At 69.6% G+C, this 20,006-nt stretch carries 18 protein-coding genes and 3 pseudogenes; 10 read left to right on the top strand and 11 right to left on the bottom strand.

The genetic code is table 11. The features are described from left to right. Positions 1-177 precede the first annotated feature (177 nt). Entirely contained in the window at positions 178-837 is a 660-nt protein-coding gene (locus ACZ4XX_RS34655) for an SMI1/KNR4 family protein (RefSeq protein ID WP_468511823.1), read from the top strand. Positions 838-940: 103 nt separating this feature from the next. On the opposite strand, the pseudogene ACZ4XX_RS34650 reads toward ACZ4XX_RS34655, so the two are convergent. Next, a pseudogene (locus tag ACZ4XX_RS34650) lies at positions 941-1,036 on the bottom strand (ATP-binding protein); the annotation flags it as partial. A 615-nt stretch (positions 1,037-1,651) separates the two neighbouring features. Here ACZ4XX_RS34650 and ACZ4XX_RS34645 point away from each other — a divergent pair. After that, positions 1,652-2,098: pseudogene (locus ACZ4XX_RS34645) on the top strand (transposase); the annotation flags it as partial. 39 nt (positions 2,099-2,137) lie between these two features. Here ACZ4XX_RS34645 and ACZ4XX_RS34640 read toward each other — a convergent pair. Further along, entirely contained in the window at positions 2,138-2,716 is a 579-nt protein-coding gene (locus ACZ4XX_RS34640) for a suppressor of fused domain protein (protein WP_468511822.1), read from the bottom strand. 9 nt (positions 2,717-2,725) lie between these two features. Between ACZ4XX_RS34640 and ACZ4XX_RS34635 the strand changes: the two genes are divergently transcribed. After that, positions 2,726-2,899, top strand: coding sequence for a hypothetical protein (locus ACZ4XX_RS34635; RefSeq protein WP_468511821.1), 174 nt, complete (start codon positions 2,726-2,728; stop codon positions 2,897-2,899). Positions 2,900-2,940: 41 nt separating this feature from the next. On the opposite strand, the gene ACZ4XX_RS34630 is transcribed toward ACZ4XX_RS34635, so the two are convergent. Continuing rightward, positions 2,941-3,504, bottom strand: a complete 564-nt coding sequence (locus ACZ4XX_RS34630) for a hypothetical protein (protein WP_468511820.1) — start codon at positions 3,502-3,504, stop codon at positions 2,941-2,943. Positions 3,505-3,913: 409 nt separating this feature from the next. Here ACZ4XX_RS34630 and ACZ4XX_RS34625 point away from each other — a divergent pair, with 409 nt between their 5' ends. From ACZ4XX_RS34625 to ACZ4XX_RS34605, 5 genes and pseudogenes are all read left to right on the top strand, one after another. Beyond that, positions 3,914-4,984 carry a sugar ABC transporter substrate-binding protein gene (locus ACZ4XX_RS34625; protein WP_468511819.1) on the top strand — a complete coding sequence of 357 codons (1,071 nt, stop codon included), beginning with the start codon at positions 3,914-3,916 and terminating at the stop codon, positions 4,982-4,984. A gap of 348 nt (positions 4,985-5,332) precedes the next feature. Next, entirely contained in the window at positions 5,333-5,773 is a 441-nt protein-coding gene (locus tag ACZ4XX_RS34620; RefSeq protein ID WP_468511818.1) for a hypothetical protein, read from the top strand. Continuing rightward, the gene (locus ACZ4XX_RS34615) at positions 5,773-6,102 is read left to right on the top strand and encodes a hypothetical protein (protein WP_468511817.1); all 330 of its coding nucleotides are present in this window, start codon (positions 5,773-5,775) and stop codon (positions 6,100-6,102) included. Before ACZ4XX_RS34620 ends, ACZ4XX_RS34615 begins: the two co-directional genes overlap by 1 nt. 240 nt (positions 6,103-6,342) lie before the next feature. Beyond that, positions 6,343-6,444 (top strand): annotated as a pseudogene (locus ACZ4XX_RS34610) (hypothetical protein); the annotation flags it as partial. A gap of 262 nt (positions 6,445-6,706) precedes the next feature. Then, complete coding sequence (locus ACZ4XX_RS34605; protein ID WP_468511825.1) at positions 6,707-7,027, top strand: hypothetical protein; 321 nt, start codon at positions 6,707-6,709, stop codon at positions 7,025-7,027. 202 nt (positions 7,028-7,229) lie between these two features. Here ACZ4XX_RS34605 and ACZ4XX_RS34600 read toward each other — a convergent pair whose 3' ends face one another. The 7 genes from ACZ4XX_RS34600 to ACZ4XX_RS34570 all read right to left on the bottom strand — a co-directional run bounded on the left by ACZ4XX_RS34600 (position 7,230) and on the right by ACZ4XX_RS34570 (position 16,502). After that, a complete protein-coding gene (locus ACZ4XX_RS34600; protein WP_468511816.1) occupies positions 7,230-7,826 on the bottom strand; it encodes a GTP-binding protein in 597 nt (198 codons plus the stop codon). Continuing rightward, complete coding sequence (locus ACZ4XX_RS34595; protein WP_319312842.1) at positions 7,807-8,178, bottom strand: DUF742 domain-containing protein; 372 nt, start codon at positions 8,176-8,178, stop codon at positions 7,807-7,809. Before ACZ4XX_RS34595 ends, ACZ4XX_RS34600 begins: the two co-directional genes overlap by 20 nt. Next, a complete protein-coding gene (locus tag ACZ4XX_RS34590; protein ID WP_468511815.1) occupies positions 8,171-8,602 on the bottom strand; it encodes a roadblock/LC7 domain-containing protein in 432 nt (143 codons plus the stop codon). Before ACZ4XX_RS34590 ends, ACZ4XX_RS34595 begins: the two co-directional genes overlap by 8 nt. A gap of 32 nt (positions 8,603-8,634) precedes the next feature. Then, positions 8,635-11,445: a sensor histidine kinase gene (locus ACZ4XX_RS34585; protein ID WP_468511814.1), complete on the bottom strand. Its 2,811-nt coding sequence runs from the start codon at positions 11,443-11,445 to the stop codon at positions 8,635-8,637. Positions 11,446-11,667: 222 nt separating this feature from the next. Next, complete coding sequence (locus ACZ4XX_RS34580; RefSeq protein WP_468511813.1) at positions 11,668-12,852, bottom strand: FAD-dependent oxidoreductase; 1,185 nt, start codon at positions 12,850-12,852, stop codon at positions 11,668-11,670. Between the two features lie 84 nt (positions 12,853-12,936). After that, on the bottom strand, positions 12,937-14,541 hold the full coding sequence (locus ACZ4XX_RS34575) for an amino acid adenylation domain-containing protein (protein WP_468511812.1): 1,605 nt from the start codon (positions 14,539-14,541) through the stop codon (positions 12,937-12,939). After that, a complete protein-coding gene (locus ACZ4XX_RS34570) occupies positions 14,538-16,502 on the bottom strand; it encodes a beta-ketoacyl synthase N-terminal-like domain-containing protein (protein WP_468511811.1) in 1,965 nt (654 codons plus the stop codon). The genes ACZ4XX_RS34575 and ACZ4XX_RS34570 overlap by 4 nt, the downstream gene beginning before the upstream one ends. Positions 16,503-17,064: 562 nt before the next feature. On the opposite strand from ACZ4XX_RS34570, the gene ACZ4XX_RS34565 reads away from it, so the two are divergent. Then, positions 17,065-18,069 (top strand): GAF domain-containing protein, encoded by a 1,005-nt coding sequence (locus ACZ4XX_RS34565; protein ID WP_468511810.1) that lies wholly within the window; start codon positions 17,065-17,067, stop codon positions 18,067-18,069. A gap of 198 nt (positions 18,070-18,267) precedes the next feature. Beyond that, entirely contained in the window at positions 18,268-18,771 is a 504-nt protein-coding gene (locus ACZ4XX_RS34560) for a hypothetical protein (RefSeq protein ID WP_468511809.1), read from the top strand. Positions 18,772-18,787: 16 nt separating this feature from the next. Here ACZ4XX_RS34560 and ACZ4XX_RS34555 read toward each other — a convergent pair whose 3' ends face one another. Further along, complete coding sequence (locus ACZ4XX_RS34555; protein ID WP_468511808.1) at positions 18,788-19,816, bottom strand: endonuclease/exonuclease/phosphatase family protein; 1,029 nt, start codon at positions 19,814-19,816, stop codon at positions 18,788-18,790. Positions 19,817-20,006 lie beyond the last annotated feature (190 nt).

Raw genomic sequence — 20,006 nt, 5'->3', positions numbered from 1 at the left:
GCAGATACCGACGATTTCCACGGCCTCACCCGCACCACCGTCCAACGCCTCAAGAACTGGCTGATAAGCAGGCATTGCGGGTGAAAACGACCTCTAACTGGTCGTTTCTTAACGAGGTTCGGAGTCGTCTCAGCTCGACGTTCAGTAACGCGGGGACCTGGAGGATTTCGGGATGCCATGGAGTGCGACGATCTGATCGTGTCTGAAGAGTTGTCGTGCTGGTATCGAGGCCGTCTGGTCGTGGGGCCGTTCAAGCCGTTCGAGGTTGGCGAAGTTGAGCGCCTCGAACGGGAGATCGGGCTACCACTGCCCCCTTCCTATCGCTCGTTCCTGGAGGCGGCGGGCGGGGAGAACCTCACGTACTCGGTCAGATTGTCGGCGTGCGACCCGGAGCCGTTGCAGAGTTTCGACGATCTCTATCAGCTCGGCCGTGACGACGACGGTGAATACGGCTGGGGCACCCTTCTGGGCGAGTACCGCCGCAGCCGTGATGGGTGGCTCACCCACAAGGTCTCACTGGCCGGTCTTCTCCCGATCGCGCGCAACGGCGGGAGCGACACCCTGTTCCTGGACCTGAGCCCGGCCACTCATGGCCAGCTCCATGCCTTCGTGCACGGCATCCCTCACCCGGGGTACCTGCCGAAGGGGGTCTTCACCAAAGTCGCTGACGACTTCGACGGCTACCTCGACAGCCTCGTAGTCGATCCCGACGTCGCTGAAGACACCTGGGCCGATGTCGTCGACAGCGACTCCACCGACCCTTGGCGGCGGACCGTCGAGGAATGGCTGGACAAGGAACTGCCGGGCTGGCGTGCTGAGCCGTGGGCGGCGGCCTGAGTGCCCGGCCTGGGCGATTGATCAAGCGACTTTGGTGTCACGCTCGATGGCGGCGAGCCGGTTCTTCCGCCGGTAGCTCGGACCGTTGATGGAATCCACATGGCAGTGGTGCAAAGAACCCGGCCCGGCAGGCGGCGACCGAGAGAGCGACCGCGAGGTGGGTCTTGCCGACCCCGGGCGGTCCCAGCAAGGCCGCGTTGGGACCGCAGCATCGCGTCGATCAGGGGCGCGACCTCATCCACCTTCCGGCGACGGCCGTGTCCTAGGGCGGCCCGACGAGGCGGGGCGACCTGGCCTTCAGAGGACGGGTACTTGCGGACGGTGCGGCGGTTGAGGCAGGTCTCCTTCGCGATCTCCGACAGGCTCATCGCCCCGGACTCGAACAGCCCGCGGAAGCGTCGAAGCTCCATCCATCGTTGCGGGTCCGAGACCACGGTCAGCCGCCCCCCGCCACCCTTCACAGGCCGGCAGCAGACTGCCCGCGATCCGTCCTCGGTACGTCTGGAAGTGGGCACGTTCATCCGTATGTGACTGGGCACGTTCACGTGTACGCCGACATCTCTGCAGCGGCGACCTTCGTCGAGCGGATCGAAGGGCTCGCCACGCCGCACGCCCGCAAGACCCCGCTGCTGCGGGCGGCTGCTGTCCATAGCCTGCGCGCTCGTCGGCCGACCCCGCGCCCCGCCTGGCCGCGCTCATGGGCATCCGCGTCGCCAAGGACACCCTGCTCCACCTGCTTCGTGCCATGCCTGACCGGCGCGAGGGCCCGGTGCGGGTGCTGGGCGTCGACGGCTTCGCGTGACGCAAGGGCGACTCGTACGCGACCGTGCTGGTGGACCTGGAGGTCCGCCACCCCGTCGACGTGCTGCCGGGCCGGGACGCCGAGCCCTTGGCCGCCTGGCTCGCCGGGCACCCGGAGGTGGAGATCATCTGCCGGGATCGTGCCGGCGCTCACGCCGAGGGCGCCAGAAGCGGGCCTCCGCAAGCCGTGCAGGTTGCAGACGGCCGGCACCTGTGGCGGCACCTTGCCGAGGCCGTGGAGAAGACCGTTGGCTCGCACCACGAATGCATCCGTTCGGCGTTCGCGACGACTGCGGCCATCGGTACGACCGAGCCGCTCAGCCCTCCGGACGGGACGCACGACTGCCTGGGCCGCCCGCGGCGCCTGGTCGCTCGCCCCCGGGAACGCTTCGCGGCGGTGCAGGAACGGCTGGCCGAGGGCAAGTGGCGAAGCGATCGGCCGGGGCTTCTGATGACCTGACCAAGCTCCGTCGCCTTCTGCGACGTCCTCGGCTCCAGGTCAGGCCACGGAGGCTCGCTTCGGATCGGCCGGGTCGATCTCGTGCTCCTCGAATCGAGCCTCAAGTGCCTCCAGGCCGTTCTCCCGACGGAAGTCCTTCTCGGCTTCGGTGATCGGCAGCAGCCACAGGATCTGGGCGTGAGCTCCTCCGTTCCACTCGCAGATCTCGAACTCCGGGCCGAAGGGGTAGGGAAGGCTCACCAAGTAGTGGTCGCATTCCGAGTCGTCGAGCCATGGCCTGCCGATCGGAACGGTGTGCCCGACATCGAGTCGTTGGTGGGCCGGCCCGCAGTGGTAGTACGCGTTCATGGTGATGCTCTCCACGTTGAGCCACTCGTCGCGCGGCGCCGCGAGAAAGAACTCCACACCGTGACCGTCGTTCTGAGTCGCCTCCCAACAACCTGAAGTCACATACAGCCACCAATCACCAGAATGGGCAGGATGAACCCGGAATACCCGAAATCCAGGCACGCGCTCCTCGATGGGCCCGTCGATGCCCAGGACCTCATCGATGACGCGATCTGGCAGCGTCATGCGAAGGTGATCGAGAAGAGCGGAGTGTGCTTCGATGTTCGGCATCCGATCATCATGCAGGAGACCACCGACGGCTTCGAGGACGGGGCCGCGGGGCTCCGGTGGGATGGGTACGGGATGCGCTCCAACAGCGGAGCGCTCTGGCCACCCGCTACAGCAGGACCGCCGTCGTCCACGTACCCCGCCGCCTGCCAGATCGTGAGCATCTTCATCTGGTCGACGAGGTGACCGAGAACGACCGAGCAGGCTGAGTTTGGACCAGGCCACCCCTACCAGTGGTGCCAGACTTCCGCTGGGGCAACTTCCGAAGGCGTGCCCGCAAGCTCCCCGGGATTGCAGAAGATCGCCCAGGTCACCGCAGCGTCGCCGGCACGCTGTGCGCCCAGTTCGATCTCGAAGCCCTCGACGACCAGTTCGCCGCCTCCCGTGGACCGGAGCCCCACGTCGTGCCGGTCCGCGTACGCCTCCATGTCCTCGAGGAGCTCCGACGGAACCCGGCCGATCACACGGATCCCCTCATAGGTGACCTGTGGACCGACTCGTCCGTCCACCAGCGCACACGTCATTCCCGCGCCGTCGACGAAGTAGGACTTCACCGCCGGCTGACTCCAGCCCCGCTGCGACTTGGAGAACTCGACTCGCCACTCCGTACGGCCTGTCGACTGCCAACCGCCCATGTTGTCCTGTTTCGCGGTGAAGCCCTGCTCCACCATGGTGGCGACGGCGCTCTCCCGACTCATTCCAAACTCCAGCGGTCCAATGGAATGAAATGGCACATACCGCCACTGATCCCGCTCGGCGTCCCCAAGAACCACCCGATAATCCGCGCTCACGGACCAAGGATCGCCCACACGGCCCTCCTCGACACCATCCGACCAGAAGATCTGAAGGCAACGACCCTGACTGTCTGACCTGGGCGGGACCTGCTGCTCGTGTTCGCGCGGACGAGTGGGACGATGGGTGGGCCGCGGCAAGTCGGATGGGCAGATCATCCGGCCAGAACGGCGGCGAGCGCGTCCTGCGCAGCTCTCGGAAGGTCACTCTCCTCCTGCGCCGCCCGGGCCGCGAGCCCCTGTCGGGCAGCGGGCGGCGCAGCGCGCGCATCCCTTTCTTCACCTACATAACGGTAGAGACCGTTGCGATCTCGTTAAACGTTTACTTCTTGACGACAATGTGGCGGCCGAGTTGACTTCGTGCCACCTCGGCCGCAACGTCGCGGCCTCGTCAGGGAGGCAACCCCACATGAACGCAGTGACGCGTCACGCCGTCATAGCCACGGCCGCGGTGTCGATGGCCCTCTCGCTCGCCGCCTGTGGTCAGGCCGATGGCAACAGCGGCGACAGCGGTGGCAAGGGCAGCTCGACCAAGATCGGCCTCCTCCTTCCGGAGAACAAGACCGCGCGGTACGAGGCGCTGGACAGACCGCAGTTCGAGGAGGCCGTCAAGGGCGCCTGCCTCAATTGCGAGGTCGTGTACAACAACGCGGTCTCGGACGTGGTCAAGCAGAAGCAGCAGTTCGACCAGCTGGTCGCCGACGGCGTGAGGGTCATCGCACTCTGCCCGGTCGATGCGACCAAGGCCGCCGGCTGGGTCAAGGAAGCCCAGGGCAAGGGCGTCAAGGTCGTCGCGTACGACCGTGCGATCGCCGGCGCGGACGCCTACGTCAGCCACGACAACACCAAGGTGGGCGAGCTCCAGGGCGAGGCTCTGCTCTCCGCCCTCGGCGACAAGGCCGCCTCCGCAAAGATCGTGATGATCAACGGTGACGAGAAGGACCCGAACGCCGGTCAGTTCAAGGAGGGCGCCCACCTCGCCCTCGACGGCAAGGTCGGCAAGATCGCCTACGAGGCGTCCGGCGAGTGGGACCCGAAGGTCGCCGGCGAGAAGATGTCCGCCGCGATCTCCTCGGTCGGCAAGGACAAGATCGACGCGGTCTACTCGGCCAACGACGGCATGGCCGGCGGCATCATCACCGCCCTCGAGAACGCCGGCATCAAGAACATCCCGGTCGGCGGCCAGGACGCCGAGATCGCCGGCATCCAGCGCATCATCGCCGGCACCCAGACCTTCACCATCTACAAGAGCCCGCTGGAGCTCGCCCCCAAGGCTGCCGCATTCGCGGTCGATCTGCTGATGGAGGTGCCGCTCCGCGCCAAGAGCGTGACCGACGGCGTCCCGTCGAACCTCCTCGACCCGGTGGTCGTCGACAAGACGAACATCAAGTCCACCGTCATCGAAGAAGGCATCTACACGGCCGCCGACATCTGCTCCGCCGAACTCGACGCCAAGTGCACCAAGCTGGGCCTCAAGTGACCTCCGGCGCACACCCGTAGGAACCGGGCCGGCCGCCCCGGCCGTCGCGTCCGCCGTCCCTCGGCTCCCCACTCCCTCCCCGCTCCATGGCGCCAGTCCCCGGGCAGGCTCCATGTATAAGAGGTAAAGGATCCATGCGGCGGAGAGGCGCCGGGAAGGTCCGGCTCCCCTGCCTGTCCGGCCCCCGGCCGACCCAGATCCCGCTGACGGTCCAGGGGCCGTACGAGGTCAGCCCAGCTCGACGACTCGGCCCCGCCGGCCGGGGACCGTCAGGTCCTGGACGTGCTCGCGCGCCCTGTCTCGCGCAAGGCTGTGAACTGGGAGATCGGTCGGCAGTACGGTCCACCGATGGAGTCCGAGAACACGAACGCGAACGCGTGCCCGTTGCACGGCGCCGGGGTGAGCGCGCAGAGCCTGGTGGGGCGCCGGCTGGCAGGGGTCGTCGGGGCGTGGCACTTGTACGGCAGCGACGACCCCGCGGGCCCGCTCGATGTGTGGCTGATCGATGATGCGGGAGCAGCCCTGCACATCACGACCGGATCCGACTGGTGTCTGATCGTCGAGGTGGGGGAGCCGCACACCGGCTACGACATGGGCGACTCGGGGCTCGTCACGGTGGGAGCGGCCGACGCGAGGACACCGTTCGCAGATCACGTCGGGGAGTGCGTTCTCGCCGTGTGGGAGGAGTACGAACCGAACGCCGGGCGCATCGCCCTGGAGCTCGCGTTCCCCACCGGTCGCGTCCGTTGTGACGGCTGGGCTGGAGACCTCCGCCTCACCTCGGCGTGATGATCTTGGATCGCGCGGTACAAGTCGAGTTCTCCGGGCAGTGGACGCGCACAGGTCTGCTCAAGCACCTGGAATCGTTCCCGTGGCCCGACCCCGCGCAGGTGCGGGTGCTGATCCATGACGAGGAGGACGACTGCTTCGGCCTCTGGATGGTGTACGACGGCGCACTGGTCGAGGTACCGCTCCCCCGTGTCCAGCGATTCCACGCCCCGGCTCCGCTGACGGACGAGTTCTCTCCGAGCCCGGGATACCTGTGGCGGACGGACCGGGAGACCGAGGTGCCCGCGGACCTGTCGACCGAACGTCAAGATCCGCGGCCGGCCTGGTAGCGCACGTGCCCGGGACCGAGACCCTCGCCACATGGACCGACGCCCTGGGGACGGAGTCGCCCATGAGCGCCGCCGGGGCAGCCGTCGGGCGGCCTCGTTCGGGTGGCGAGGTGGCAGGATGACGCGGTGTCCGAATCTCTGCGTGCAGCGTGGCTGCGCGCCATCGCCTTCAATGCGGCGGCGCCCTCCGACGTACTGATACGTCTGCTGGATCGAGCTGCCGGTGAGGTCGGCCCGCTGATGTGTGAAGGTCGTGACCTGCCCGACGGCGTCATCGACGCAGCCCTCCGTCACCCGGCCAGGGAGATTCGCCGTGCGCTCGCCCGCAACCGGCACATCGACCCCGAACGGCTCACCCCCTTGGCAACGGACCCGTCCGGGGTCGTCCGAGGGTGCCTCGCCTGCGGCCCCCGGCCTTGGCCCCGCGAGGTCCGACCGCTGCCGGACGGCATCCTCGTCACCCTCCTGACCGCCCAGGACGGAGGCGAGGACGGCAGGCTCACCAAGGACGAGATCGTCGCGGAGCTCCGCCTGTCACCACCCGCTGGCGCCGCCCCGGCTCCTCCTGGACGTCTTCGTCACCCGCCCGGCCCACCGTCCCCACTTGCTGACCCTGGCAGCGTTCCCCCGCACCGGCCGGACCCACCTCATCGGCCATCCGGACCCCGACGTACGAGCCCTGGCGGCCGCCGATCCCACGCTGCTCGAGCCCCCGGTGGAAGACCCCGACGATGCGGTGCGCCGGGCAGCGGCTGCCAACCCGAGCCTGGCCCCGGAGACCCTGGAAACCCTTCTCACCGCCCCCCGCACCGCTGAGGGAGCCGCGGCGAACCCGTCCCTCTCCCCCGTCCGCATGCACGCCCTCCTCGACCACTGCCTGAACGGCGTCGCCGCTGCGCCGACGGCGGCCCGACGCCGGCTATGAGGACGTCACCTCTGACGATCCCGGTCAGGGGTGATCCGGCGGGCAGGGCAGGCCGGCACGCGCTCGTGACCCGCCTGCTCGCAGGCCCCTGCCCGCTTTGTGTCGATCCTGGTTGGTGACGGGGACCATGAGACCGGGACTCGCGAAGTGCTGCGCCGGTCCCGCGCGAAGTGATGCACCGGTCCCCGGTTCTGCCGGTCCGTCACGGTGCCGTCGTGGAGTACTGCGGGGATGCCTGGCGGTGCGCGGCTTCCAGAACGGCGAGGAGGACTTCCTTGCTGGACTCGCGGGTGCGGACGTCGCACAGGACCACCGGAACGACAGGGTCCAGGTCGAGGGCGGAGCGGACCTGCTCCGTGGTCCAGGCCCGTTCTCCGTTGAAGCAGTTCACACCGACCGCGAAGGGGATGCCGCGCTGCTCGAAGAAGTCGATCGAGCCGAAGGAGGCCTCCAGGCGGCGGGTGTCCGCGAGGACGAGCGCGCCCAGGGTGCCGTGGGCGATCTCGTCCCACATGAACCAGAAGCGTTCCTGGCCCGGTGTGCCGAAGAGGTACAGGACCAGCTCCGGGCTGATGGTGATGCGGCCGAAGTCCATGGCGACCGTGGTGGACGTCTTGCCTTCCACGCCGTCGAGACTGTCGACGTTCTGACCGGCCTGGGTGAGTCGTTCCTCCGTCTCCAGCGGCGCGATCTCACTCACCGATCCCACCATCGTCGTCTTGCCGACACCGAACCCACCCGCGACGAGGATCTTCACGGCCGTGGGGAGGTTGATCTGTTCAGAGCTGGCGGATGCCATCGATAACCCTTTCGATGAGTTCCACGCTCGGTCTGTCGGACTGTGAGGGTGGCGCCTGCACGATGACCTTCTCGTCTCCGAGGAGATCACCGCAGAGGACTTTGACGACGCTTACGGGGAGATCCAGATGGGCGGCGATCTCCGCGATCGCTATCGCCCGGTGGCGGCACAGTTCCAGGATCTGCGCCGCCTCCGGCGTCAGATGAGGATGGTCGACGTCGGGCGATCGTGTGACCACCAGAGTGATCAGCGTGAAGTGATAGTGGTTGTGTCGAGTACGACCACCAGTGATGGTGTAGGGCCGGAGGTGACGTCCGGCAATCGCCCCGTCGAGCTCGCGCGGCTCAGGCATCCTGGCTGTGTGCGACGGTGTGGTGGCCTGGAATGCGCGGGGCGGCACTCAGATAGGCGCCGACCTGCTTGACCAGAGTTCCCATCTCGTAGGCCATCATGCCCGCATCGACCTCCTGCGAGGCGAGGGCCGCCAGACGCGCCCCCTGGCCGGCCGCGGTGATGAACAGGAATGCGTGCTCCATCTGGATGACGGTCTGCTGGACCGCGCCGCCACGGAAGTACTGCGCCGTGCCCCGGGCGAGACTGTGCATGCCGGACGCCAGTGCCGAAAGTCGCTCCGCGTCGTCCCGGCCCAGATCATGCGACTTCCCGATCAGGAGACCGTCTCCCGACAGCACGATGGCGCAGCGGATCTCCGGGATGCGGCCCACGAGATCGTCCAGGACCCAGTCCAGCTGCCTGCTGGTGGCCACTTCAGTCATTGCATTCCTTCGCAGTTCGTTGGGTCCCACGGTCAGTTCGCCCGTCCACCGTCGTTGCGTGGTGCGCTGTGGGTTCCGGTGGCCTGGTCCATCCCGCGTCGGATGGCGGCGATGATACGGGCCGACGCCTCGGGCGAGGGCGGCCCTCCGCCCTCGTTGTCGAGACGGCTGCCGACGTCCGCCGCCTCACGGCGCAGTTGTACGGCAAGGCTGGACCCGCGGGTGCGCTGGGGCAGGGCTGTGGGTTGCCCGAGGTTCGGCCTGTCGCCGCCCGGCGTTCCGTACGGGCTCTCGGAAGCGGTGGGCGTCGACGGGACGGGCGCACCGACCGTGGGACGGCCGGTGGGCATCGACGGGACGGGCGCGCCGGTCGTGGGACCGCCGGTGGGCGCCGGCGGGACGGGCGCACCGGTCGTGGGACGGCCGGTGGGCGTCGACGGGACGGGTGTACCGGCCACGGGGGGACGGCCGGTGTGCATCGACGGGGCCGGTGGACCGGCCACGGGACGGCCGGTGGGCGCCTGGCGCGGAACGGGGGCCGCTCGGGGAGGCTCGGGGCTCGCCGGCCGCTGATGCGCGCCGGGGGACTCGGTGCCGTCCGGCTGGTGCGGCGAGACGAGTCCTGCGCCTCCGTACGTGGGGAATCCGCTGTAGTCCGGGACTCGGCTGTGCGTCTCCCGCGGAGGTGCGGCGGGAGCTCCGCCGATGTCCCGGGCGTCCGCGACGAGGCCGTGCTCGTCGCGTCCTCCCGGCACTCCGACGAGGCCGGGCGGCCCGTCCAACGGCTGTGTGCGCGGCGCCGGTTCGGGAAGGGCGGAGGTCGCGGATCCGAAGGAGGGGGCGGCCCCGGGCTGCGGGACCGTACCGGCGTTGATCGCGTTGACGGAGACCTGGGCGGCGGCCCTGAGCTGGTCCATGACCGGGGAGTCGAGTTCCTCGAGCATGTGGACCGGCAGGAACACGATGGCGAGGGTGCCGCCGTAGACCGAGGGGCGCAGTTCGACCCTGATCCGGTGGCGCTGGGCGAGGCGGGCGACCACGAAGTGTCCGAGGCGCGGGTCCGCGCCGAGGGCGGCCATGTCGGGCTTCTGCGGATGGGCCAGGATGTGGTTGGCGTGGGCGAGCTGTTCCGCCGGGATGCCGAGGCCGTGGTCCTCGACGTGCAGAGCGACGCCTTCGGCGACGTGCAACGCGCTGACGACGACCTGGGTGTAGGGCGGGGAGAAGTTGGTCGCGTTCTCGACGAGTTCGGCGAGCAGGTGGGTGACGTCGGCGACGGCACGGCCGGCCAGCGCGATCCGCTTGGTCGCCGGGAGGTTCTCGACCTTGACGCGGGTGTAGTGCTCGGTCTCGGCGACGGCGCTGCGCATCACGTCGGTGATGGTCACCGGTTCGGTCATCCGGCGGCTGGGGGGCGTGTCGCCGAGGATCACCAGGTTCTCGGCGTGCCGGCGCACACGAGTGGCGAGGTGGTCCACCTTGAAGATGTCTTTGAGGAGATCGGAGTCGCCGTGCTTGCGCTCCAGGTCGTCCAGGAGGGCGATGAGCCGGTGGATCAGGGTCTGGGTGCGTCGCGTCAGCTGACCGAGCACCTTCTCGGCGCCCGCATGCCCGCGGGACTGGCTGAGCAGGGTGTCGATGGCCGTGTGGCGGAGTCCCTCGATCGCGGTGCCGAGGAGCTGGAGTTCACCGGCGGCCAGGAGCGGCGGCGTCTGGGGGAAGGGGGCGAGCGGCTCGCCGCGCTCGGACTGGGCCAGCGCCTGAGGCCACTGGCGGGCCATCTCCTCGGTTCGGCGCTGGAGTTCGGCCACCGCGTCCAGGGTGGAGCGGCGGGCCCTGAGCCCGAGGACCGCGCCGGCGGTGAGAAGCGCCGCCGTGAGTGTCGTTCCGGCGATCAGGCCGATGAGCAGACCGGTCGCACGGTCGGAGGCCGTGTCGGCCAGCTCGTCGAGTGAGGCGGCGGTGAGGTTCTGCAGGTCGGTGACGAGGGTCTCGGCGTCGTCGCTCCAGGCCTTCGCCGAGGAGGGCAGCTGCGTCGAGGGGGCCGCGACGACCGCGTCCTCGATGGAGGCGATCGAGGAGGACTGCGGGGTGGCGGCGATCTGCGTGTACCGGGCGCGGGCGTCGGCGGGCAGGTCGTCCACCGCCAGCGAGGCCCGTATCTCCCGTCCGGCGCCCACGGAATGGCTGAATCGCTGGTGGGCGGCGGTGGAGATGCCGCCCTGGGGGAGGCCGGCCGACAGCAGAGCGTCCTCGCGCGACAGCATCTCGACGAGTCGGACCAGGGTGGCGGTGGCATTGCCTCCCTGGGAGAGCGGCCCGTCCTCGCTGCGTACCGCGGCGCCGATCAGGTCGGTACCGCTCTGAATGACGTCGGTGAGGTGTCCGAAGGCGTCGGCGGAGGACATGGTGCGGGCGTCGATCGCCTCGCGTCGGCCGACCAGCGTGTCGAGAGACGTTTCGAGGCGGCGCGCCGGCCCGGTGAGCGAGCTGTCCGTGGCGGCCAGGGTGGCCCGGAACTCCACGATGGCGGCATCGGTCTTCGCGCGGGCCTGCTCCAGGGCGGTGCGCGCCGCGGCCGAACGGCTCGCCTGCCACAGGGCCGTGAGGCGTCGCTCCTGCTGCAGGCCGGTCACCACGTTCAGGGTCCTGCCGCCGGTCGTCGCGGTCTGCTCCGCGTCGTCCTGGAGCTGGATCTGCTCGCCGGCCAGACCCGCGCCCGTGTAGCCCCAGAGGCCGGTGAGGGCGATGGCGGGGGCGACGATCGGCATGATCAGCTGCGTGCGGAGAGACCTGCGCGGGGCAAGCCGGTGGCGCGCCTTCGGGTCGCTAGTGCCTGACATCTGAATGGAATCCTCGCAGCGAGCTGACGACAGTGAAGATGATGCTCAGCGGTCCTGATCTCCTGCGGCGTGGCGCCTTGACTCGGGAGCGCCACGGCAGTGATCAAGGCGCACCGTATCAGGAGTCCGTGCTACCGGTACGCCCCGCCCGCCGCCATCGGAGCCGGTCAACAGACACATGGGCAAAGCGAGTTGATGAGCGGCGGCACCGATTGAATCCGGTCACAGCAGTGCGAGCAACTTCGGGGTGTAGAGCTCACCGATGGTGGCGGTGCCGGCGACCATGTCGAAGTAGATCGAGGTGAGTTCGGGATCCTGTCGGATCGCACGGAGCAACGCCAGGCGCTGAGGGTGCTGTTCGGCGAGGCGGCCCACGGCCAGGGTCGCCTCGTATCCGGGCATCAGGGCGGCGTCCCGGTCCTTTCCGTACTGGGCGAGGGCCTCGTCGAGAATGGCCGGATCGCCGTCGAGCCGTCCGCCGATGTGCTGGGCCAGCAGCTCCGTCTGGAGGAAGGCATCGCTGATGCCTCGCGCGGTGATGGAGTCCTTGTGGTGTCCCGCGTCGCCGACCAGGGCCCATCCCGGCCCGGCCGCCTGGCGGAAATAGTTCTGCTGGTCGCCGGTGCCGCGCAGGCGCTCCACCCGTGTGGCTCCCTGCAGCCTGTCGTACAGGGCGGGAGCGGTGGCCCGTACCTGCTCGAGGTGGTGGTGCTCCGCGTCGGCGCGGGTCTCCTCGAAACGGGCCTGGGGGAAGTAGGTCAGCACCAGGGTGGCCTGGTGGGTCGCGACGGCGGCGACCCAGCGGTCGGGGGCCTCGTGGAGTTCGAGGTCGGCCGGCAGGTCCTGCCAGTACGAGTAGTAGGCACACGTCAGTCGTGGGTGCTCGACGGTGACCGGGGCGCCGGTGAGGCCGGCGACGGTGGAGCGCATGCCGTCCGCGCCGATGACCAGCCGCGCGTGCTCACGGAAGGTCTTGCCGGCGTGTGTGCCCTCCACACCGACGACCCGGCCGGTGGTGTCGTGGAGCAGCCCTGTCACGCGGCAGCCCAGTCGTATCTCGGCGCCGGCCTTGGCCGCGGCTTCGGCCAGCAGGGGGTCCAGGATGTGCCGGCGGGGCGCGTAGGCCGCCCGTTGTCCGTCCACGCCTCGCCCGCAGCCCTCGAGGCGGATGCCGGCGACCTCGTACCCCACGCGCTCCAGAGGGGGGCAGCCGGTGGCCTTCAGATCGTCCAGCAGGCCCCACCGGGCCAGAGCCGCCACCCCCGGCTGGTGGATGAGGTGCGTGGAGAGGGTGTCGGAGGGAAACGTGGCGCGGTCGAGAACCAGGACACGATGGCCCGCCCGTGCGAGCTGGAGGGCGATGGCGGAGCCGGCGACGCGCGCGCCGACCACGATGACGTCGAGCATGTGGGTGCTGCCTCATAGGGATGGTGGGGTGAACCGCGTCGCCACCGGCCCCTCCCCCGGGAGGCCGGACGCGTGCGGTGTCGGTCAGTGGGTAAGGGACAGCTCTGTCAGCAGCGCTCGGTGGTCGATCTTTCCGTTGGCGTTCAGGGGCAGGCTCTCGAGGACCGAGATGCGGCGGGGTCGCATGTAGGGCGGAAGGCGGTCGGTGAGCTCCGCGAACAGCTTCTGCGGATCACACGTGCCGCCGCTCACCACGGCGTGAAGTTCGGGCGAACCGTGGGCGTCCGGCACCGCGAGTACGTATGCCTCGCGTACGCCGTCCAGATCACGCAGCACCACCTCGATCTCGCCCGGCTCGATGCGGTGGCCGCGCACCTTGATCTGGTGGTCGGTTCGGCCGAGGTGCACGAGAGCGCCGTCCAGGACGGTGACGCGGTCTCCGGTGCGGTACCAGTGGTCGTCGGTCACCTTGTCCGTGTGGTCCCCGGCATCACCTTGGTCCCGGTGGTCCGTGTCGTCCCGGTGGGAGACGTCGTCCCGGCGATCCGCGTCGTCCCCTTCTCCGGGCGCGGGCGGGTGGAAGCGGCCCGCGTCGTGCCTCGGGTCGAGGTAGCCGGGGAAGCGCTGCGCCCCGCGGACCGACAGCTCACCGGTATCGGCGGGAAGCCCGTCCTCGTCCAGGATCCGGTGCTCAAGGCCCGGGTGGCAGTGCCCGATCGGTGCGGTGCCGTTGGGCGTGGCGGGCCAGGCGGCGGGATCGTCCGGGAGCCGGTAGGCCGTGCAGGAGACGGTGAGCTCGGTCGGCCCGTAGAGCACCTCGATCGTGCTTCGCGGTGCCGCGGCCCGCCAGGCACGGGCAGCGGTGAGCGGGAGGGCCTCACCGCCGAAGACGCTCCACCGGAGGGTGGGCATGCTGTTCGGCTTGAGCGTGCCGAGTCGCTCCGCGAAGGAGATCAGCGAGGGCACGGAGAACCAGTGCGTCAGCCTCAGGTTGTTGACCGTCGCCACCGGCGACAGCAGTTGGGCCGCGCTCGGCACCACCAGAGTGGCACCGGCCGCCCAGGCGACGAAGAGGTCGTGCACGGAGCCGTCGAAGGTCAGGTCGAAGGCCGCCGACATCCGGCTGTCCTCCCCGATCCCGTAGCGGCCGTCCATCGCGGTGAGGTAGGCGCAGAGGTTCCGGTGGAGGACCGGGACGCCTTTGGGGCTGCCGGTCGATCCGGAGGTGAAGATGATGTAGGCGATGTCGTCCGGGCCCGGTTCGGGGAGGTCCGACGGGGAGGACGGCGATGGGCCGGGCTCGGTCGTGGGATCGAGCAGCAGCTCGGTCACGCCGAGTGTGACGGCAGCGCCCGGGGTGTCGGTGAGCACGAGGTCGAGGCCGGCCGCTTCGACGATGGACGCGGTGCGGGACGGCGGGTGCTCGGGGTTGAGGGGAACGACGGTGGCGCCGACGCGCAGGGCGGCGAGATAGCCGGCGTAGGCGCCGACGGAGCGGCCGGCCAGCAGCCCGACGCGCCGTGGGCCCGATCCGGTGTCCGCGAGGATCCGAGCGGCGTGGTCCTCCGCCAAAGCGCCCAGCCGGCGGTACGTCAGGGACTGTCCGCCCACTTCGAGAGCGACGCGCTCGTCGCCGTACCGCTCGACGGATCGGGCGAACCAGCCGTACACGTGCTGCGGGTCGTTCATCGCGCACCGGCCTCGAGCGAGTCGGTCCAGAGGCGCAACTCCCCCACGGTGCAGAGCCGTCCCACTTCCTCCGGGTCGATCTCCAGTCCCGTCTGCTGGCCCAGTTCCACGATGAGCTGGAGTCTGGCCAGGGAGTCGATCCCTATGTCGGAGAGGCGCGAGGTGTCGTCGAAGTCGGTACGGGCGTGCTCGCGCAGCAACCAGTCGGCGGCGCTCTCCGCTCCGGCGGCCCGGTCCTCGCCGGGCCAGTATCTGCGGGTCTGCCACGGGTACCGGGGCAGCGGCACGACCGTCCCGGGTTCGTCGAACAGGGCCTCCCAGTGCACCTCTTCGCCGGCCAGGTAGTGCTTGACGGCGTCGACCAGGGGGGCGGGGACCGCGGTGGGTCCCTGTTCCGGTGCCGCCCCGGCGGCCAGGGCGCCCGCCAGTTCCTCGTGGCCGGTCCCGACGACCGCCAGCCGGTGTGTGTGGTGGGTGCGGCGGGCGGTCGCCGTGTAGCAGATGTCGCGCAGGTGGTACGTGCTGCCCCGGCCGCCTGCCCCGAGGTAGGTGGCATAGGAGGCGGCGAGGTCGCGCAGGGCCTCGGGGGAACGGGCGGAGAGCGCCAGGACGTACGGGGTGTCCGAGGCGGGTTCCAGCGGGGACTGGGCGAGGCGGTGGTCGGCCTGGCGCAGCACCACGTGCGCATTGAGGGCGGACACGCCCTGGCTCGACACGCCGGCGAGGGCCGGGCGGTCGGGTGACGGGAGGTCCTGGAGGTCGACCGGTATCCGTACCGGCAGCCGCTTCCAGTCCACATCGGGGGTCGGCTCTTCGACGTGGAGACTGGCCGGTATCTGCCCGTTCCGCAGGCACAGCACGGTCTTGATGAGGCCGGCCATGCCGCCGGCGGCCTCCGCGTGGCCGATGTTCGACTTCGCCGATCCCACGAGTAGCGGCCTGTGGTCCGGGCGGCCCTTCCCCAGCACCTCTCCGAGGGCGCGCAGTTCCAGCGGGTCGAGCAAGGGGCTGCCGGTGCCGTGGGCCTCCACGTAGTCGACCTCGCTCGGATCGACTCCCGCGTCCTCGTACGCCCAGCGCAGTACGTCAAGTTGCCCCGTGAGCGACGGGTTCAGAAGCTGGTCCGTGGTGCGGCCGTCCGTCCCCACCGCACTCCCGGCGATGACCGCGTGCACCCTGTCCCCGTCGGCTATGGCGTCCGCCAGTCGCTTGAGGACCACCACTCCGACCCCGTCGCTCGGGGCGTGGCCGTCTGCCCGGGCGTCGCCGAACCGGCTGCGCCCGTCAGGCGACAGCGTTCCGGCGTGCCCCATCATGATGCCCTCGTCGGGGCGGAGCACCAGGTTCACGCCCGCGGCGAGCGCGAGGGAGCTCTCCCGTACGCGCAGGCTCTGCACAGCACTGTGCACGGCGTACAGGGAGGAGGCGCACGCCGTGTCTATGAGCATGCTCGGGCCGCGGAAGTCGAAGGCGTACGACACCTGGGCGGGAATGACCGAGCGGAAGTTGAGGTACTGCACGGCCGTCATGGCCTGGGGGCCGTGTCGGAAGGCGCGCTCGACGAAGTCCGCCCGCGTGGCTCCCACGAACACGCCGGTCCTGGTTCCCGCCAGGCGATCGGGCCTCAGCCCGGCCTCCTCCAGGGCGTCCCAGGCGGTCATCAGCAACAGGCGCTGTTGAGGGTCGAGTTCGGCCGCGTCACTGCTGGACATGCCGAAGAAGTCGGCGTCGAAGTCCGCCAGGCCGTCCACGTATCCGGCGCGGCGGCTGCCCATGGTGCCGGGTTCGGCCTTCGGCGAGGTCAGGAAGTCGACGTCGTAGCGATCGGGTGAGGAATCCGCGGTGGCATCCCTCCGATCGCACAACAACTGCCAGAATTCGTCGATGTCTCTGGCCCCCGGAAGTCGGCACGCCATTCCGACCACCGCCACTGAGCGCGCATCGGCGTTCGCTCCGTTCATTCAGAAAACTCCCTCAATGCCTCACCGCAGCACGTACAGTGCGGAGCAGCTTCAATTCAACGGACCGCGCCTGGGCAGTACAGTAGGCGTTGGCCTGCGGTTCTGGGAGTGGGCCCGTCCGGGGACCGGACCGCACTTCGCCAGAGCGGCGTTCACGGGTGGCAGGTGAAGCCCGTGCGGGGCTCCGCCCCCTTGCAGGCCCATCGAGTGTGCCCTCGCAGGGGCGACCGGCCCCCACCAGGCCGGCTGTCCCTGGGTCACTGCGCTCACATGCCTGTCTCCTCGGCCCACGCGCTCCCGCGTCCTAGATCAACCCCGCATGATTGTCATATGCCTTGCCGCCATTCCGAGCCTTCCGCCCATCAGTTGGCGTGAATTGATCGCTACTCGTTGAAACATCCACTTTCTTCAGATATACTTCTAGATTTCACACAGGAAGCCGTTAAATCGACCAACCGGGCCGCTCTCGGCGGTGACACAAAGGCCGCGCATCGCCAACCTGGCCCAGAATCTGGGTAGGTGACGGACCACCAGGTTCTGGGATCTGATTTCATGTGATCTCATGGATCCCCAGACAAGTGGCGAGGCCCGGCGGCACCGCCTGCAGGCCCTTGGCCTCAACTCGGCAGACGCGGAAGCCACCTTCGATCGAGTGGCCAAGGTCGCGGCGACCGTGACCGGCGCGCCCCTGGCCATGGTCAACTTCATCAACGATCAGACGCAGATGTTCCGGGGCATGTACGTACCCCGGGCTCCTGACGCCTCCCCCGATGAGCTGACGAGTACCGACGCCGGCATCACGTTCGACCTGAGCAACTCCGCTGCGCGGGAGGCACCTGGCGACTACGGGTTCTGTCCGCACGTCGTCGCGCAGGGGGCTCAGCTGGCCCTCGACGACGTGCTCGACTATCCGCGCTTCGCCGGCAACCCGTTGGTCAACGACATGGGTGTGCGCTCCTACCTCGGCACTCCCCTGCGCGACAACACCGGCATGATCCTCGGCACCCTGTGTGTGGCCGACACGTCCCCTCGCACCTGGGACGCGCAGACCAAGGAGCTGATGCACGACCTCGCCCAGACGCTCGTGTCGGAGTTCAGGCTCCGGGACAGCCTCCTCGCGCAGCAGCAGGAGCTGTTCGCCGTCTTCGACGGGGCGCCCTTCCCCATCATGCTCACCGAGGGTCCCCAGCATCTGATGCGCTACGCCAACGGCCGTCAGGCGGTCGTCTTCGGCATGGGCCGCCAGTACCTGCCCGGTGCGTCGGAGCTGCCCAGCCTGCAGAGCGCCGGCGTCTTCGAGGCCATGGACACCGCCTTTCACAGCGGGCAGCCGTTCTCCCACCGGGCCTCCCTGCCGACCGCCGACCACGTCGGCTACCAGGAGTTCGACTTCCTCTGCACTCCTGTCAGGACGTCCCCCAGTGCGCCGATCAGCGGCATCCTGACGGTCGCCATGAACGCCTCAACGGTCTCCGACCCGCACGCGTTCTCCGTCAACGTGCAGCAGCAGTTCGAGCGCCTGGGCGCCGGCGGGGGCCACGCACCCTTCCCCGGCCAGCACGGGTGAGTCCCGACTCGCACGCAGGAGCCGATCGAGGCGGCCGCACAGGAACGTTCCGCTAGGTCCTGACGACAGGACCTAGCGGGTCCGGGTGCGGGGCTCCTCGCACCCGGATAGGACCGCCGCCCCTGGCCGATCGCTCCTGGCGCACCGACGGCCCCGCTGATGTTCGAGGCGAGGCGGCCGCTGGGGCATCCTGGTCCGATGGACGATTCTGAGGCGAACTGGCACTCGTGGCTGTCCGGACTCGCTCCGTCGAAGCGGGCCGCGGCGGAGTCGCTCCGCACACGGTTCGAGGCTCTCGGCGCGGCTGATGCTCCAGAATGGGTCAGGTCGGAGATCGATGAGAATCAGCCACAGTTGGCTCGCTTCACGCTGCTCCGATCCTTGTGGCGCGGTGCGATCGACGGATGGGCCGGCCCGGGGGCCTTGGAGCAGGTGGCGGCGGCCCGCCGCTTGCTGGACGCGGGTGCCGACAGGGGCGACCTCGAACTCCTGGCTCGGGCGATTGCCTACGAAGCGGTCTTCGCCACGGTCGACGAGCTCGATTGCGGTGCCGATGTGAACGTGTCCGGCGTCGACACCGGCTGGGTCGTCATGGAGTCCGGCGAAGCCGGGTCCCCCACCGGCCGCATCCTCTCGTGCCTCCACGAGGACCTGCTGACCCTGGATCCCACCGGCCGTGACGGTGCGGATCTCTGGCGCTGACGGACCGTCCATGCCCTCAGGGCAGTGTGACCCGGGCGGCGACCGGCAGGTGGTCACTGCCGGTGGCAGGCAAGGTGCGGATACGGTCGACGGTGGCCGAGCGGGCCATGACCTGGTCGATCCGGGCCAGCGGGAAGGCTGCGGGGAAGCTGAAGGCGAAGCCCCGCTCCGCCACGTTCATCCGTGAGGTCAGCGGCGCCAGCCCGCGGTCGTCGACCGTGCCGTTGAGGTCGCCCAGGAGGACCACTGCCCTCACCTTCTCAGCCGCGACCGCCTCGCCCAGCAGGTCGGCGCTCTCGTCACGCCAGGCGGACGCGAGGCCGCTCCCCCGAACGCGGACCGAGGGCAAGTGCGCGACGTACGCCGCGATCTCACCACGCGGCGTGTGGACCACGGCCCGCAGTCCGCGGCTCCAGGGCCCGGGAACCCCTCGCGGTTTGACATCCAGCAGCCGCACACCGGCCAGCGGATGCTTCGACCACAACCCGACGGTGCCCCGGACCGCGTGGTACGGGTAGGACGGGGCGAGGGCCTTCTCGTAGACCGGCAGCGCCGGGGGCACCAGCTCCTGCAGCGCGATGAGATCGGGCTCGGCGTCAGCCAGGGCGAGGGCCGTGCCCGCAGGGTCGGGGTTCTCGTCGCTGACGTTGTGCTGGACCACCACCAGGCCGTGCGCGCCGGGCCTCCCGTCAGGCAGGAGCAGCCCGCCGAAGTGGTACGTCCAGGCCGCGGTCGGCAGCAACAGGGCCACCAGCGCAGTGGCCGAACGGCGCAACGACGCCAGACCGAACAGGGCCACGACAGCCAGGCCGAGCCACGGCAGGAACACTTCCAGCAAACTGCCCAGTCGGCCCACGGAGTTCGGCACCACCCGGTGGAAGGCCAGCAGCACGGCCGTCAGCACGGCGAGAGCCGCGGACCCCCGCCCCCGGGTCCAGGCGGACCGGCCCCTCTCGTCCCTTCTCGCACCCGCACCCTCACCCGCACCCGGAGCCCACCGCCCGGCCCACCGCCGCGCCCACCGGGGCACCACCGCTCTCGGCATCGATGTCACATCGCTGTCGGCCCGCTCCACCCGGCATCCCATCCGCTCGCTCCCGTCCCCCAAGACGAGCCGGCAGGCGCATCGGTTGCCGCTCGCTGTCAGCGCGTGCCATCGCGAAGGGCGGACCCCCGGGCCGTCGGCTGCCGGTGCAAGCAGCGCAACACCGAGAGCGGCGGCCCGAGATGCCGTG

The organism is Streptomyces sp. NPDC029956, from assembly GCF_055574655.1.
This window is presented reverse-complemented; position numbering and strand designations above follow the sequence as displayed.

Excerpts from the sequence above, each read along its gene's own strand:
- ACZ4XX_RS34555 (WP_468511808.1), bottom strand. The coding sequence starts at position 19,816 with ATGCCGAGAGCGGTGGTGCCCCGGTGGGCGCGGCGGTGGGCCGGGCGG.
- ACZ4XX_RS34575 (WP_468511812.1), bottom strand. The coding sequence starts at position 14,541 with ATGAACGACCCGCAGCACGTGTACGGCTGGTTCGCCCGATCCGTCGAG.
- ACZ4XX_RS34590 (WP_468511815.1), bottom strand. The coding sequence starts at position 8,602 with ATGACTGAAGTGGCCACCAGCAGGCAGCTGGACTGGGTCCTGGACGAT.
- ACZ4XX_RS34565 (WP_468511810.1), top strand. The coding sequence starts at position 17,065 with ATGGATCCCCAGACAAGTGGCGAGGCCCGGCGGCACCGCCTGCAGGCC.
- ACZ4XX_RS34580 (WP_468511813.1), bottom strand. The coding sequence starts at position 12,852 with ATGCTCGACGTCATCGTGGTCGGCGCGCGCGTCGCCGGCTCCGCCATC.
- ACZ4XX_RS34595 (WP_319312842.1), bottom strand. The coding sequence starts at position 8,178 with ATGCCTGAGCCGCGCGAGCTCGACGGGGCGATTGCCGGACGTCACCTC.
- ACZ4XX_RS34620 (WP_468511818.1), top strand. The coding sequence starts at position 5,333 with ATGGAGTCCGAGAACACGAACGCGAACGCGTGCCCGTTGCACGGCGCC.
- ACZ4XX_RS34585 (WP_468511814.1), bottom strand. The coding sequence starts at position 11,445 with ATGTCAGGCACTAGCGACCCGAAGGCGCGCCACCGGCTTGCCCCGCGC.
- ACZ4XX_RS34635 (WP_468511821.1), top strand. The coding sequence starts at position 2,726 with ATGCAGGAGACCACCGACGGCTTCGAGGACGGGGCCGCGGGGCTCCGG.
- ACZ4XX_RS34600 (WP_468511816.1), bottom strand. The coding sequence starts at position 7,826 with ATGGCATCCGCCAGCTCTGAACAGATCAACCTCCCCACGGCCGTGAAG.
- ACZ4XX_RS34615 (WP_468511817.1), top strand. The coding sequence starts at position 5,773 with ATGATCTTGGATCGCGCGGTACAAGTCGAGTTCTCCGGGCAGTGGACG.
- ACZ4XX_RS34570 (WP_468511811.1), bottom strand. The coding sequence starts at position 16,502 with ATGAACGGAGCGAACGCCGATGCGCGCTCAGTGGCGGTGGTCGGAATG.
- ACZ4XX_RS34655 (WP_468511823.1), top strand. The coding sequence starts at position 178 with ATGGAGTGCGACGATCTGATCGTGTCTGAAGAGTTGTCGTGCTGGTAT.
- ACZ4XX_RS34640 (WP_468511822.1), bottom strand. The coding sequence starts at position 2,716 with ATGCCGAACATCGAAGCACACTCCGCTCTTCTCGATCACCTTCGCATG.
- ACZ4XX_RS34625 (WP_468511819.1), top strand. The coding sequence starts at position 3,914 with ATGAACGCAGTGACGCGTCACGCCGTCATAGCCACGGCCGCGGTGTCG.
- ACZ4XX_RS34560 (WP_468511809.1), top strand. The coding sequence starts at position 18,268 with ATGGACGATTCTGAGGCGAACTGGCACTCGTGGCTGTCCGGACTCGCT.